This is a genomic window from Arthrobacter sp. AIWTK1 (assembly GCF_056680535.1).
Genome location: NZ_CM155287.1, coordinates 3,915,333 through 3,929,907 on the forward strand (window position 1 = coordinate 3,915,333; position 14,575 = coordinate 3,929,907).

The 14,575-nt window shown below is 67.2% G+C and carries 13 protein-coding genes; 7 read left to right on the forward strand and 6 right to left on the reverse strand.

Going from position 1 to position 14,575, the window contains the following annotated elements:
- Positions 1-17: 17 nt before the first annotated feature.
- A complete protein-coding gene (locus AC1MDG_RS17970; protein WP_479805693.1) occupies positions 18-977 on the forward strand; it encodes an AraC-like ligand-binding domain-containing protein in 960 nt (319 codons plus the stop codon).
- Positions 978-995: 18 nt separating this feature from the next.
- On the opposite strand, the gene gdhA is transcribed toward AC1MDG_RS17970, so the two are convergent.
- Positions 996-2,333, reverse strand: coding sequence for an NADP-specific glutamate dehydrogenase (gene gdhA / locus AC1MDG_RS17975; protein WP_479805695.1), 1,338 nt, complete (start codon positions 2,331-2,333; stop codon positions 996-998).
- A 205-nt stretch (positions 2,334-2,538) separates the two neighbouring features.
- Here gdhA and AC1MDG_RS17980 point away from each other — a divergent pair, with 205 nt between their 5' ends.
- Positions 2,539-3,228, forward strand: a complete 690-nt coding sequence (locus AC1MDG_RS17980) for an AmiS/UreI family transporter (RefSeq protein ID WP_479805697.1) — start codon at positions 2,539-2,541, stop codon at positions 3,226-3,228.
- Here AC1MDG_RS17980 and AC1MDG_RS17985 read toward each other — a convergent pair.
- Positions 3,205-4,680, reverse strand: coding sequence for an APC family permease (locus tag AC1MDG_RS17985; protein ID WP_479805699.1), 1,476 nt, complete (start codon positions 4,678-4,680; stop codon positions 3,205-3,207). The two genes, AC1MDG_RS17980 and AC1MDG_RS17985, sit on opposite strands and share 24 nt — an antisense overlap.
- A gap of 312 nt (positions 4,681-4,992) precedes the next feature.
- On the opposite strand from AC1MDG_RS17985, the gene AC1MDG_RS17990 reads away from it, so the two are divergent.
- A complete protein-coding gene (locus AC1MDG_RS17990) occupies positions 4,993-6,402 on the forward strand; it encodes an aldehyde dehydrogenase family protein (protein ID WP_479805701.1) in 1,410 nt (469 codons plus the stop codon).
- A 49-nt stretch (positions 6,403-6,451) separates the two neighbouring features.
- Here AC1MDG_RS17990 and nagB read toward each other — a convergent pair whose 3' ends face one another.
- From nagB to AC1MDG_RS18005, 3 genes are read right to left on the reverse strand one after another with little or no spacing between them, the layout of a single operon-like run.
- On the reverse strand, positions 6,452-7,279 hold the full coding sequence (nagB, locus tag AC1MDG_RS17995; protein WP_479805703.1) for a glucosamine-6-phosphate deaminase: 828 nt from the start codon (positions 7,277-7,279) through the stop codon (positions 6,452-6,454).
- Positions 7,260-8,558: an N-acetylglucosamine-6-phosphate deacetylase gene (locus AC1MDG_RS18000; RefSeq protein WP_479805705.1), complete on the reverse strand. Its 1,299-nt coding sequence runs from the start codon at positions 8,556-8,558 to the stop codon at positions 7,260-7,262. The genes nagB and AC1MDG_RS18000 overlap by 20 nt, the downstream gene beginning before the upstream one ends.
- Positions 8,548-9,822, reverse strand: coding sequence for a PTS transporter subunit EIIC (locus tag AC1MDG_RS18005; protein WP_479805707.1), 1,275 nt, complete (start codon positions 9,820-9,822; stop codon positions 8,548-8,550). The genes AC1MDG_RS18000 and AC1MDG_RS18005 overlap by 11 nt, the downstream gene beginning before the upstream one ends.
- Positions 9,823-9,934: 112 nt before the next feature.
- On the opposite strand from AC1MDG_RS18005, the gene AC1MDG_RS18010 reads away from it, so the two are divergent.
- The 4 genes from AC1MDG_RS18010 (at position 9,935) to AC1MDG_RS18025 (ending at position 12,460) form a co-directional block, all read left to right on the forward strand.
- Positions 9,935-10,237, forward strand: a complete 303-nt coding sequence (locus AC1MDG_RS18010) for a PTS sugar transporter subunit IIB (RefSeq protein WP_479805709.1) — start codon at positions 9,935-9,937, stop codon at positions 10,235-10,237.
- On the forward strand, positions 10,234-10,746 hold the full coding sequence (locus AC1MDG_RS18015; RefSeq protein WP_479805711.1) for a PTS sugar transporter subunit IIA: 513 nt from the start codon (positions 10,234-10,236) through the stop codon (positions 10,744-10,746). The genes AC1MDG_RS18010 and AC1MDG_RS18015 overlap by 4 nt, the downstream gene beginning before the upstream one ends.
- Positions 10,747-10,750: 4 nt before the next feature.
- Positions 10,751-11,467 (forward strand): GntR family transcriptional regulator, encoded by a 717-nt coding sequence (locus tag AC1MDG_RS18020; RefSeq protein WP_479805713.1) that lies wholly within the window; start codon positions 10,751-10,753, stop codon positions 11,465-11,467.
- Between the two features lie 123 nt (positions 11,468-11,590).
- Complete coding sequence (locus tag AC1MDG_RS18025; protein WP_479805715.1) at positions 11,591-12,460, forward strand: prephenate dehydratase; 870 nt, start codon at positions 11,591-11,593, stop codon at positions 12,458-12,460.
- Here the strand turns inward: AC1MDG_RS18025 and AC1MDG_RS18030 are convergent.
- Complete coding sequence (locus AC1MDG_RS18030) at positions 12,457-14,373, reverse strand: FAD-binding monooxygenase (protein ID WP_479805717.1); 1,917 nt, start codon at positions 14,371-14,373, stop codon at positions 12,457-12,459. The genes AC1MDG_RS18025 and AC1MDG_RS18030 overlap by 4 nt on opposite strands.
- Positions 14,374-14,575: the final 202 nt, after the last annotated feature.

Here is a 14,575-nt window from a genome sequence, read left to right on the forward strand (position 1 = left end):
CGGCGTCAGGAACACCCATGTCTGCAATTACAGCCCGCCCGGCGGGCCAGGATCTCACCTCCAGCGTGGCCACCTCCTTCGACCACTGGCGGCACCTGGTGGCGGAGTCCTTCGTGCCGCTGGCCGCGGAGACAGATCATCCCGACACCTTCCGCGGCCGGATGCGCTCAAGGGTCCTGGACCGGCTGTGCATCGTGGAGGTCTCCGCCTCGGGCCACAGCGTCCACCGCACGCCGGCCCTGGTGGCCCGGCCCGGCCAGCGCTATTTCAAGCTCAATCTCCAGCTGGAAGGCACCGGGCTCCTCATCCAGGACAACCGCGAGGCAGTCCTGCGCCCCGGCGACCTCGCCATTTACGACACCAACCGTCCTTACACGTTGGCGTTCGAAGAGCAGGCCCGGGTCATGGTGGTCATGTTTCCGCACGACTCCCTATCCCTTCCCCCGGACTACGTGGGCCAGCTTTCGGCGGTCCGGCTGGCCGGCGGGCACGGGCTGACCGGCATCGTGGGTCCGTTTATTGCCCAGCTGGCCGAGAACCTTGAGGCCCTCAGCGGTCCCAGCGGTTCCCGGCTGGCCGCCAATGCCCTGGACCTCGTCTCAACCATGCTGCACTCGGAACTGGACATGGCCCGGGACGGCATGAAGCCCCAGGTGCTGCTGGCAACGTCCGTGCGCGAATACATCGACGCCAACCTCGCCGATCCGCAGCTTTCGCCGGCCAGCATTGCGGCCGCACACTTCATTTCCACCCGCCACCTGCACAACATCTTCCACGAGTCGGGCGCCACGGTTGCCAGCTGGATCCGGAGCCAGCGCCTGGAGCGCATCCGCCGCGACCTGAGGGATCCGCTGCATCACGGCACGTCCGTGGGCGCCGTCGCCGCACGGTGGGGGTTCCTGGACGCGGCGCATTTCAGCCGCACCTTCCGGGACGCCTACGGCGAATCCCCCAGCGACTGGCGCCGCGGCGCCTAGCTGAGGCCTGAATCGGACCTAGATCAGGCCCTGCGCGAGCATCGCGTCCGCCACTTTGACGAAGCCGCCGATGTTGGCGCCGAGCACATAGTTGCCCGGCTCCCCGTATTCGTCGGCGGTGGAGGCGCAGCGGTGGTGGATCCCCACCATAATGTCGGTGAGCCGCTGCTCCGTGTGCTCGAAGGACCAGGAGTCGCGGCTCGCGTTCTGCTGCATCTCAAGGGCCGACGTCGCCACACCGCCTGCGTTGGCGGCCTTGCCCGGGCCGAACAGCACCCCGGCCTCCTGGAACACCGCCACCGCTTCGCGGGTGGACGGCATGTTGGCGCCTTCGCCGATGGCCAGCAGGCCGTTGCGGACCAGCCTCGCCGCGGCGTCGCCGTCGAGCTCGTTCTGCGTGGCGCACGGCAGCGCCACCGTGGCGTCGACGTCCCACACGGAGCCAGCCTCCACGTAGGAGACGCCGGAACGGCGCAGCGCGTAGTCCTTCAGGCGCCCGCGTTCGGTTTCCTTGACCTGGCGGAGAAGCCCGACGTCGATTCCCGCCTCGTCCACGACGTAGCCGGAAGAGTCGGAACAGGCCACCACCGTGGCGCCGAGCGTCTGGGCCTTGGCGACGGCATTGATGGCCACGTTCCCGGAACCGGAAACCACCACGCGCTGCCCGTCGAAGGACGTGCCGCGGGTCTTCAGCATCTCCTCGGTGAAGATCACCGTGCCGAAGCCGGTGGCCTCGGGCCGGACCAGCGACCCGCCCCAGGAGATGCCCTTGCCGGTCAGGACGCCGGATTCGTAGCGGTTGGTGATGCGCTTGTACTGGCCGAAGAGGTAGCCGATTTCGCGGCCGCCCACGCCGATGTCCCCGGCCGGCACGTCCGTGTATTCGCCGATGTGGCGGTACAGCTCGGTCATGAACGACTGGCAGAACCGCATGACCTCGGCGTCGCTCCGGCCGCGGGGGTCGAAGTCCGAGCCGCCCTTGCCGCCGCCGATGGGCATGCCGGTGAGGGCGTTCTTGAATATCTGTTCGAAGCCGAGGAATTTGACGATGCCCAGGTACACGGACGGGTGGAAGCGCAGGCCGCCTTTGTAGGGGCCGAGGGCCGAGTTGAACTCCACCCGGAAGCCGCGGTTGATCTGCACGCGGCCCTGGTCATCGGTCCACGGGACCCGGAAGATGATCTGCCGTTCGGGTTCGCAGAGCCGTTCCAGGATGGCCGCTTCGAGGAATTCGGGGTGCCGGTCGTGGACAGGGCCCAAGCTTTCGAACACCTCGACCACCGCCTGGTGGAACTCCGCTTCTCCCGGGTTCCTGGCCAAGACGGTGTCCCTGATGGCCTCGAGCCGTGCATCCATGACGATTCCTTACGTCGAACCGGGCGCGGGAAGTGTCCCGCATACGCCGGACCGGCACCCTTTTATTGAAACTTCAACATCCCCAATTGTGACTGAACGGGCCACGCATGGCCAATCGGTCTTCCGCTAACATCCGTATTGTGACATTCAATTTCCATGGAACGAAAATTACTGCCTCGGCTCCGGCTCCGGCGGGGGACTTCTGATGGCCCACCTTTGCCTGCTTCTCTCCGGAGCCGCGCTGCTGCTCAACGGCCTTGCGGCGCTGGATCTCCTCCCCCGCCGGGACGCTGCCGTGTTCAGTCTGGTCATCGGCGTCACCCAGTTGGTCCTCGGCGTCACGTACCTGGGGATTACCGGCGGCGACGGCCTGCATTTGCTCCTCGGGGCATCCGGGATGTTCCTGTTCGGGCTGACCTACGTCTACGTTGGGCTGGATTTCCTGCTGGGGCTCGGGTCCCGGGGCCTTGGCTGGTTCTGCGGGATGGTGGGCGCGTGCGGCCTCCTGCTCGCTGCGGCCTGGTCCGGGGAGGATCCGCTCCTGGCCGTGCTCTGGCTCTGCTGGACGTACCTGTGGCTGCTGTTCTTCCTGCAACTGGCCCTGGGGTTTGAGCGCCTCACGCCGTTCATCGGCTGGTCCCTGGTCCTCACGAGCCAGGCATCGGCCACGGTCCCGGCGTTCCTGGGCATCACCGGGCAGTGGCCCGCCGGCCCGGAGGCAGCGGCTGCGGCGGCTGCCGCAGCCGCAGCCGCCGCCCTGGCGGTGCTTCTGCTGCTGGCCGGCGGTCTGGCCTGGCGCGGGCGCCACACCGCCGCCCGCGCCGCCGTCGCCGGCTCCTTCGTTGTCCCTGCCGATGTCCCTGACCGTCCGCTACCCGACCAACTCAGGCTCTGAGGCCCGGATCTGCTTCTCCACCCGGATCTCCACCAGCACGCCGGCCAGAAAGAGCGCGGGGACGGCCGCCAGCAGGCCCGCGGCCGTTTCAGCGCTGCCTCCGATGAGGGAGGTGAAGTTACTGACCACCAGGTACAACACCCAGGCCAGCAGCGCGGAAGCGAGAACCGGGGCGATGAACGTCTGCCAGTGCTGGCCGGCCACCTTTTCCCTGCGGAAATAGGCGACGACGGCGAGGGAGGACAGCATGTACAGCACCAGCAGTGCCGCGACGGCCAGGCCGCTGAACCAGGAGAACAGCGTCAGTACCGGGTCCAGCCCCAGCAGCGCGAACGGCGCCACCAGCAGGGCTGCCACTACGGTCTGGATCCAGGCCGCGGCAGCCGGCGCACGGTGCCTGTTGGTCCGGGCAACCACTGCCGGCATGGATCCGCGCAGGGCCAGTGAGTGGAGGTAGCGGTTGATGCCGTTGTGGAAGGCAATGATGCCCGCCAGCAGCGAGGTCACCAGCAGGACTCCGGCGGTGATCCCCGCCCAGGGTCCGAACATTTCAACGATGGGACCGATCACGAATGATGTGGCATCCCCGGATTCCAGGGCGGCGCCCGCGGCATCCACCACGTGTGAGGGCCCGTAGAAGCTGACCAGCATCCAGGTGATGAAGGAGAAGAACACGGCGATGATGCCCACGGACAGATAGGTGGCCCGGGCAACGGTCCGGTGCGGGTCCTTGGCCTCGGCGGAGTAGATCGCCGTGGATTCGAAGCCGAACATGGAGGCCACCGCGAACATGATGGCCACGCCGGGGGCTCCGCTGGCGATGGCTTCCGGCGCGAACGAGGCGGCGAGGTTCAGCCCCTCGGGGCCGCCGCCTTTGAACAGCACTGCAAATCCGAACATCAGGAGGATGGCCACTTCCAGGCCCACCAGCACCGCGAGGACGCGGGCGCCGAGCTCGATGTTCATGGATCCGAGGACCTGGACGCCCGCCATGGTGACCAGCGCGAGCAGCCACCAGGGAACAGTGATGCCGGCGGAGGCCAGGAGCCCGGAGAAGGCCGCCCCGTACAGCCCGTACATCGCCGCCTGCACCGTGCTGTAGGCCAGCAGGGCAAGCCACGCCGCCCCGGCACCCACTTTGCGGCCGAACGCTGCGGTGACGTAGGCGTAAAAGGCGCCGTTGGTCTGCACCTTCCGGCTCATGGCCACGAAGCCCACCGCGAAGATGACAATGACGATGCCGACCACGAGGTAGGCGCCCGGGGCGCCGGCTCCGTTGCCGAGCGCGGCCGCGAGCGGTGCCGCTCCCACGATGCCGGTCAGCGGGGCCTGCGCGGACAGGACAAAGAACAGGATGCCCAGGACTCCGATGCTGCCTGCGCGCAGGGCGGTGGAGTGTTCCTGGCGGGAACCGGGTTCTGCGGTCCGGGATTCGGGGTTCGAAATACTCATTGGATCCTTCTTAACGGTCATGAGTGCTGCGGAGGGAACTTAGGGGAAAGTGCGTGGGAAGGGTGCCTGGGCCCGGGCAAAGGTGCACCGTGAAATCCAGCATGGCACTTGCCGCCGAGCCCGGCTTGTCTTCCAGCGATCAGTTGTTGTTCGTGAGCGCAATGTGGTTCAGGGCCGCCCGTACTGTTCGCCACCGGTCAAGTGCCGTACGCGGATACACAAGACCCCGCGGCGCCTCCCGGAGCACGCTTAAGGCAGCGCTGTTGGGCCGTTCCGGCCGCGTTCTCTGACCTACTCGAAGTGGAGTACCCCATGGAAACCTACGATGCCCTGCTGGCCTCGATCACCCCGGACACCGGCGAAACCCGGACCATCCTGGACCCCGCCACGGGGGAACCCGTAGGCGAAGCACCCGTGCACACCGCTGAGGACCTCGAGGCGGCCATTGCTGCCGCGGCAGCCGCCCAGCCCGCGTGGGCCGCCCTGGGCCACGACGCCCGGAGCGCCGCGCTCCTGAAGGCAGCCGACGCCGTCGAACGTTCCGCCGAAGAGCTCGCGCGGCTGCTCTCCCGGGAACAGGGCAAACCGCTGAACGGTCCCAACGCCCGCTTCGAAGTCGGCGCCTGCGCCGCCTGGCTGCGCGTTGCCGCCGGCACGCCGCTGGAGCCGGAAACCGTGGTGGACGACGGCGAAACCCGGGCCCAGCTGCACTACCGGCCCATCGGCGTCGTGGGCGCGATCGGGCCGTGGAACTGGCCCATGATGATCACGGTCTGGCAGATTGCCCCCGCGCTGCGGATGGGCAACGCCGTGGTGGTCAAGCCCTCCGAGTACACGCCGTTGTCCGTCCTGGCCCTGGCCAAAGTCCTGAACGAGGAACTCCCCGAGGGCCTCCTCACCGTGGTCTCCGGCGGCCGCGACGTCGGCGCCCGGCTGGCCGAACACCCGGCGATCGGCAAGGTCATGTTCACCGGCTCAACCGCCACCGGCAAGGCGATCATCAAATCCTCCGCGGACACCATCAAGCGCCTCACCCTGGAACTCGGCGGGAACGACGCCGGCATCGTCCTGCCCGACGCCGACCCGAAGGCCATCGCCGAAGGCCTCTTCTGGGGCGCCTTCATCAACACCGGACAGACCTGCGCGGCCCTCAAGCGGCTCTACGTCCACGATTCGCTGTATGAAGCCGTATGCGAGGAGCTCACCAAGGTGGCCGCCGCGATGCCGATGGGCAACGGCCTGGACGAGGCCAACGTCCTGGGCCCGCTGCAGAACCGGCAGCAGTACGACATCGTCGCTGGGCTCGTTGACGCAGCCTGCGACTCCGGTGCCCGGATCCTGCTCGGCGGGAACCCGAACACGGACCAGCCCGGACACTTCTACCCCGCCACCCTCGTGGCGGACATCGACAACAGCAACCCGCTGGTGGCGGAGGAACAGTTCGGCCCCGCCCTGCCGATCATCCGGTACGGCACTGTGGATGAGGCAGTAGCCATGGCGAACGCGCTCGACGTCGGGCTGGGCGCCTCCGTCTGGTCCTCCGACCCGGCGCTGGCACGCGAAGTGGCCGCCCGGCTCGAGGCAGGCACCGTCTGGATCAACAAGCACGGCGCCGTGGACCCCCGCGTTCCCTTCGGCGGCGCCAAGCAGTCCGGCTACGGCCTGGAATTCGGCGTCGAAGGCCTGAAAGCCCTTGGTGTTCCGCAGGTGATCAACGGCTAGCAAGGAGTTTTTGTCCACTTAGAGGGACTTCAGCCCCGTTTTGCGCCCGCTATCTGGACAAAAACTCCTGGACCATCGGCTGCTGCAGCCAGGGCCGTGTGGGCGTCTGGCCCAGCTGGTCGTTGAACTCCTGGGCGTCCCGGTAGTAGTCCAGCAGGCTCAGGCGGGACGCGGCTGCCGGGTCCAGGATGACCACGGCCCGGCGGTGCAGCTGCAGCACCGAGGCGGGGCAGTGCGCGCTGACCGGCCCTTCCACCATGGCCTGGACCGCACCGGCCTTGTTCTCCCCCATGGCCACCAGCACCGCTAGCCTGGCTTCGCGGATGGTTCCCAGCCCCTGCGTCAGGCACAGCCGCGGAACGTCGCCCGCCGGAAAAAACCGGGCGTTGTCGGCACGGGTGGCACCGGCCAGCGTCTTCACCCTGGTGCGCGAGGCAAGGGATGAGCTGGGCTCATTGAACCCGATGTGGCCGTTGGCTCCGATGCCGAGGATCTGGATGTCCACCCCGCCGGCGGCCGTGATGGCGGCGTCGTAGCGGTCGGCTTCGGCGATGAGGTCCGGCGCATTCCCCTGCGGGGTGATGAGATGCTCCGGTGGCAGGTCCACGTGGTCGGTGAATTCGCGCCGGATGGTGGAATGGTAGCTTTGTTCGTGCTCCGGCGGCAGCCCGGCGTATTCGTCCAGGGTGAACGCGGTGACCCGGCTGAAGCTGAGCTGTTCCTCGCGGTGCCGCCGGATGAGTTCCTGGTACGTCGATTTCGGCGAACCTCCGGTGGCAAGTCCCAGGACGGCGGGGCCCCGCCGGACCCGGGCGTCGATGATGTCGGCGGCCCGGGCCCCTACGTGTTCCGCGGACTCACACAGAATGATCTGCACTCGTTTTCCTTTCCTGCGTTAGTGGCGTGCCGGCCCGGTAGGCCTGCAACAGTTCAAGTTCGTCGGTGGTGACCAGCACGTCGGCGCGGTACCCGTTGGTGATGGATCCGACCTGCGCGGGTCCCGGCTGGTCCAGGCCCATGAGGCGGGCCGGCGTGGCGGAGGCCGCGGTGACGGAGTCGGCCAGGCCCACGCCCCATTCCACGCAGCGGCGGACGTTTTCCAGCAGCAGGCTGGTGGCCCCGGCGATCGCCCCGGGACGGGCATCATCCGCCGCGGGGACCAGCCTGGCCACCCTGTCCTGGACCAGCACGTCCAGGCTGCCCAGGGTGTAATGGCCGTCGGACATCCCGGCCGCCGCCATGGCATCCGTAATCAGCGCGATCGAGCCCGGTCCCACCAGGTTGAAGACCATGCGGACAATCTCCGGGTCCAGGTGGGTGCCGTCGGCCACCAGCTCCAGGACCATCCGGTCCGGAGACTGCCGGGCGGCCTGCAACAGGACCGGAATGGGCCCCGGCGCACGGTGGCCCAGCGCCGGCATCCGGTTGAACAGGTGGGTGGCGGACCAGGGGCCGGCGCCGGGCCCGCCGGCGCCCGCCCCTCTGCCCAGTGCTTCACGCGTCCGGGCCGCCGTGGCGCCGGTGTGCCCGAGTGACGGGACCACGCGGTACTCCCTGCACAGGGCCACCAGTTCGCCGAAGTGCGGCGTTTCCGGGGCAAGGGTCAGCGAACGCACCGTGCCCTGCCCCGCCTCGAGCCACTGTTTCAGGAGTGCCGGATCCCCGTCGATGATGGCCGTAGGGTCCTGCGCTCCGCACATGCTCCGGGCAATGAACGGTCCTTCCAGGTGCAGGCCGGCCAGCGTGCCGTCCCACACCAGCTCCCGCAGCACCGTGATCTGCTCAAGCAGTACACCGGACGGCGCCGAAACGAGCGAGGCGAGCACCGACGTCGTACCCTGCCCGGCGTGATAACCAGCGGCCCGGCGGGCGCCGTCCGCATCCGCGGAGAAGGTGTGCCCCACGGCGCCGTGGCAGTGCACGTCCACCAGCCCCGGCACGATGACCGGAACCTGTGTTGTTTCGACGTCGACGCCGGCGGGCAACTCCGCCGTCGGGCCGCACCACACGATGCGTCCCCCGGCGATCACCACCGTGCCGTCGTCGATCACTCCCTCCCCGGGCCGGCCGGTGACCAGGCGCCCCCGCAGCCCCAGGCGGCCCCCGGCGCCGGCTCCGGGTTGAGTTGGCCCCGGCACGCCGGGTTCAGCTCGCATCGGCTTTGGCCATCGAACCGTTCTCGTCGGTTTCATCTTCGCGGCCCATGGTGCGCAGGTTCCAGCGCCGGATCACGAAGCGGAACACCACGTAGTACACCGCTGCGTAGCCCAGCCCGATGGGCACCAGCCAGAGCGGATTCTGCGCGATACCGAAGTTGAGCAAGTAGTCGATGGCCCCTGCGGAGAACCCGAACCCGTGGTGGATGCCCAGGAAGTTGACCAGCATCATGGAGGTTCCGGTCAGGACGGCGTGGACAAGGTAGAGCGGCCAGGCCACGAACATGAAGGAGAATTCCAGCGGTTCGGTGATGCCGGTGAGGAACGCGGTGAGGCCGGTGGAGAGCATGACGCCGCCCACGATCTTCTTCTGCGAAGGCTTGGCTTCATGCCAGATGGCGAGGGCGGCCGCGGGCAGGGCGAACATCATGATGGGGAAGAACCCGGTCATGAACACACCCGCGGAGGGGTCGCCGGCGAAGAAGCGGTTCAGGTCGCCGTGGGCGCCGTTGTAGTCGCCGATGATGAACCAGACGATCGAGTTCAGGATGTGGTGCAGGCCCAGCGGGATGAGCAGCCGGTTGAGTGTGCCGTAGACGCCGCTGCCCACCACCGTATTGTCCGCGACGGCGTTGCCCACGGCGGTCAGGCCCGTGTTGAAGAAAGGGTAGAGCAGGGCCATGACCACGCCGATCACGATGGCCGCGAACGACGTCAGGATGGGCACCAGCCGCCGGCCGGCGAAGAATCCAAGCCAGTCCGGCAGGGTGGTCCGGTGGAACTTCTGCCACAGCCAGGCCGTGGTCAGGCCCATCACGATGCCGGCCAGCACCCCGTAATTGATGACGGGATCTTTGCCGCCCTCCGGGGCGGCGCCCAGCACCATGGGTGCCATGACCTTGAAGACATTGGTCAGGACCAGGAAGCCGACGACGGCGGCCAGCGCCGTGGAACCGTCGCCCTTCTTGGCAAAGCCGAAGGAAATGCCGACGGCGAAGAGCAGCGGAAGGTTCTCAAACAGGGCACCGCCGGCTGCGCCGATCACCTGGGCAACGGTGGTCAGGGATTCGAACCTGCCCAGCAGGTCGTCCTGGCCCAGGCGCAGGAGGAGTGCGGCTGCGGGAAGGGCGGCGATGGGGAGCATGAGGCTGCGGCCGAAGCGCTGCATGTTCTGCAACGCTTTTCCGCTGCCCTTGGCCTTGCCCGGGGCCGGTGCGGCCAGCGGGCCTGCCCCGGCGGAAGCGGACGGGTTTTCCGTGGACATGTGGTTCCTCGTTTCGAGAAGGGGTGCTTGTGCGGGGATGCGGGATTCAGTAGAGTTTTGCTAACTGGTTATAACCAGTGACAATCATCACTGTGAAGTGCACCGGGCTTAGTTGTCAACCTCAGGCAGGAAAAAAGCTTCAGGCCGGCCGGACTCACCGCGAAAACGACCAACAGGAGTGGACATGTCCAAAGCAGAAATCATCCTCGCCGCCCTGGGCGGCGCCGACAACGTTGAAGAGATCGAGGGGTGCATCACCCGCCTGCGCACCGAAGTGGTGGACGCCGGAAAGGTGGACGAGGCAGCCCTTAAGGCCGCGGGTGCCCATGGCGTCATGATGGCCGGCTCAGTGGTCCAGGTTGTGGTGGGCCCCGAAGCCGAGAGCTTGGCAGAAGACATCCAGGACCTGATGTGAGCACGGCTGACATCAGCACGGCGGGTGTGGAGACAGCGCCGGCTGGTGCCATCAGCGTGGCCTCCCCCCTGCCGGGCCGGCTCATCCCGCTGAGCGAAGTGCCGGACCCCGTATTCGCCAAAGGGCTCGTCGGCGGAGGCGCCGCGGTCATTCCGGACGACGACGCCGGTGTGCTCACCGCCGTCGCTCCCCTGGACGGCCGCGTCATCAAAGTCATGCCGCACGCCTACATCGTCCAGCACGCCTCAGGCCCCGCAGTGCTGGTCCACGTCGGCATCGACACAGTGGGCCTGAAAGGCGAGGGATTCAGCGTGCTGGCCCAGAAGGGAGACCAGGTCCGGGCCGGCGACCCCATGATCAGCGTTGATGTCACGTTTGTCCGCTCGAAAAACCTCAGCATGTGCAGCCCTGTGGTGATCCTGGACAGCAAACCGGACGCCGTTGCACTGCCGGCCTCCGGCGGCCGCGTGGAAGCGGGCGGACACCTGTTCAATCTGCCCGGACAATAGAGGTATGGATACGGCGGGGGAACTCAAACACGTCTGGGTGCGCAGGCAGCTCCAGGACCTCGTGGCCACCAGGCTGCGGCCGGGGGACGCACTGCTGGGCGAGCGCCAGCTGGAGGAGCAGTTCGGGGTTTCACGCATTACGGTGCGGCGGGCGATCTCGGACCTCGTCCAGGACGGGGCTCTGGTCCGGATCAAGGGCAAGGGGACCTTTGTGTCGCACGGGCTGGTTCGTTCAACCCTGCACCTGGCCTCGTTCAATGAGGACATGCGCGCTGCCGGTTTCGAACCCAGCACCCGGGTCATTACAGCCGCGACGGCGGAGCCGCCGGCAGCGGCGTCCGAGCACCTGGGGCTGCCCCCGGGGCAGGAGGCCTACCAGGTCCGCAGGCTGCGCCTGGCCAACGGGGCGCCCGTCAGCGTGGACGAGTCGTGGCTGCCGCCCGGGCTCCTGCCGGACCTGCTCTCCGAGGACCTGACGGGGTCGCTCTACCGGGTCCTCGCCGCCTCCGGGCATCCGGTGCAGCACGTGGAACAGACTGTCGAGGCCGCTGCCGCCCCGGAGGAGACCGCGGCCCTGCTGGACATCGAACCCGGCGCCCCCGTCCTACTCTTCAGGCGCCGCTCCTTCACCGGCCAGGAAGACCCGGGCACGCCCATCGAGTACTCCGTCTCGACGTACCGCTCGGACCGGTACCAGGTGTCCATGCGGCTTGCGCTCTGACGGAGGCCCGACTGTTCGAGCCTCACCCAACTGAGTAGCAGCAGGTGTCGTTTTGAGGGTCCAAAACGACACCTGCTGCTACTCAGTTGGGAGCGCGGCGCCCGGCGTGAAACCATACGGATCATGGCCCAGAAGATTGCGTACCAAGGTGAACCCGGCGCTAATTCCAATATTGCGTGCGCCCAGATGTTCCCGGAGCTGGAAAGCATCCCGTGCGCCAGCTTCGAGGACGCATTCGAGCTGGTGTCCGGCGGTGACGCCGACCTGGCCATGATTCCGATCGAAAACTCGATCGCCGGCCGGGTGGCGGACATCCACGTCCTGCTCCCCCAGTCCCGCCTCCAGATCGTGGGCGAGTTCTTCCTGCCGATTCATTTTGACCTGCTAGGCATCCCCGGCAGCACCATCGAAGGTGCCACCGAGGTCCACAGCCACATCCACGCCCTGGGCCAGTGCCGGCGCCTCATCCGCAGCGCCGGCCTGAAGCCCATTATTGCCGGGGACACCGCAGGCTCTGCCCGTGAAGTCCGGGAGTGGAACGATCCTGCCAAGCTGTCCCTCGCTCCCCCGCTCGCGGCCGAGATCTACGGCCTGGAGGTGCTCGCTTCGCGGGTGGAGGATGACCCCTCCAACACCACCCGGTTCGTGGTCCTGGCGCCGGAAAAGGAACTGCCCACCCGGGAGGCATTGCCGGGACCGGCCGTGACCAGCTTCCTGTTCCGGGTCCGCAACGTCCCCTCCGCGCTCTTCAAGGCTCTCGGCGGGTTCGCCACGAACGGCGTGAACATGACCCGGCTGGAAAGCTACATGGTGGGCAACGAGTTTGCTGCCACCATGTTCATGGCCGACGTCGAAGGACACCCCGAGGACCTGCCGGTCCGGCTCGCCCTTGAGGAACTGGACTTCTTCACCACCGAAGTGCGCATCCTCGGCGTCTATGCCGCCGCCGACTACCGAACCGGGCAGGCAGTCGGCGGCGAGGGCCGGGGCTAGACAGCTGCGGCCCGCCCGGTCGCGAGGAGGGGCGCGAAGAACGCGCCGAGTTCCGCCGTCGCGGCCAGGGGCAGGACGTTGGCCACGTACTGGTCCGGGCGAACCACCACGATCACGCCGCCGCGGTCCAGGCCGCGCACTTCGAAGATGTCCGCCTTCGGATCGGTGGCATACACCTTCTCGTAGTCCGTGAGCTGGAACGGGCCCACTTGCGGCTTGAACACTGCCGGGACGGCGTTGATGTCGATGTCCGTGTGGGGCTGCTGGTAGATCACCTTCACGTCGAACCATGCATCGAGGTCGGCGCCCGACGGCGTGGCGGCCAGCGGCGAGTCCGGCGCCTTCGCGATCCACTCGGCGAAGTCGGCCACCGCTGAGGGGGCACCCTCCTGTCCCGCTGCCGGCGCTGCCGCGTCGGCGAAGACGTAGATGCGCCACCGCCCATCCGCCGTGGCATGGTGTCCGAGCTGCAGGGGGTTGGTATCGCAGACCCGTACGACGGGCGCGGACTTGAAGCGCTTGCCGATGGGGAAGCCTGCTGCCAGGTCCTGGTGTTCGACGCCGCCGGTGAGCATCGACGGGGTGTACTGGGTCATGAACCCGGCAGGGAACTCTGCGGTGCTGACGTAGAAGTCCTCAAGCTCGGAGGGGCTCTCGAATTCCTCGGGCTTCTTGGCCATCATCGTGGACCACTCTTTGTCGAAGTCGATGAGGTTCTTGGCGATGACCTGCCGTTCGTCCGAGTAGGTGGTCAGCAGGCTTTCCGGGCTGCGGCCCTCCAGGACATGGCCGAGCTTCCACGCCAGGTTGAAACCGTCCTGCATGGAAACGTTCATGCCCTGGCCGGCCTTGGCGCTGTGCGTGTGGCAGGCGTCCCCGGTGATGAACACGCGGGGTGTCCGGGTGCCCCGCTGGTCCGGGAGGACGTCGTCGAACCGGTCGGTGAGGCGGTGGCCCACCTCATACACGCTGTGCCAGGCGACGTCCCGGACGTCGAGTGTGTAGGGGTGGAGGATCCCGTTCGCCTTGCGGATGATCTCCTCGATCGAGGTGTTGCGCACGGCGCCCTTATCGTTCGGGTCCACCTCACCGAGGTCAACATACATGCGGAAGAGGAAGCCGCCCTCGCGGGGAATGTGCAGGATGCTGCCGCCCGATCCGGACTGGATTGCGCATTTCGTGCGGATGTCGGGGAAGTCCGTCACGGCAAGAACGTCCATCACGCCCCAGGCGTGGTTGGCGGCGTCGCCGGCGAGGGTGCAGCCAATCGCATCCCGTACCTTGCTGCGCGCGCCGTCCGCGCCAATCACGTATTTGGCCCGGACAACCTTCTCCTGGCCTTCGTTGGGACCGGCGGTGTGCAGCAGGGTCACGGTGACCGGGTACTCCCCCTCGTCGGTGACTTCCAGGCTCCGGAACTCAAAGCCGTAGTCAGGCGTCATGCGGGTGGGCGCGTTCGCCATGAATTCGGCGAAGTAGTCCAGGACGCGGGCCTGGTTGACGATGAGGTGCGGGAACTCACTGATCCCCATCTCGTCGTCCACCGCGCGGGCTCCCCGAATGATGCGCGAGTGGTCGGCCGGGTCCGGTTTCCAGAACGCCATCTCGGTGATGTGGTACGCCTCGGCAATGATCCGCTCGGCGAAGCCGAAGGCCTGGAAGGTCTCGACGCTCCTCGCCTGGATGCCGTCCGCCTGGCCAATCGGCAGCCTGCCGGCACGGCGTTCAACGATGCGGGTGGTGATGTCCGGGAACTGGGACAGCTGGGCGGCGGCCAGCATGCCTGCAGGGCCTGTGCCGACAATCAGGACGTCCACCTCTTCAGGAAGCTCAGTGGGCCGATTGATGCCTACGCCTGCTGCCGGCTGGACTCGCGGGTCACCGGATACGTAACCGTGATGGTGGAATTGCACGGGGGTCCTCACTTCATTGTGTGGCGGCGTATCGCCGTCGAATGTATTCGATATCAGAACTAAGTGTTCGATAATAGAAATTTGATGCTCATTCAAAACTGTACGCAGATATGACCTGCGTTACAAGCAGCCCCGAAAACTCCCTAAAACATAAGGGTTGACGTTCCACGCTTCCTGGGCAATAGTTATCGTATACGATTTC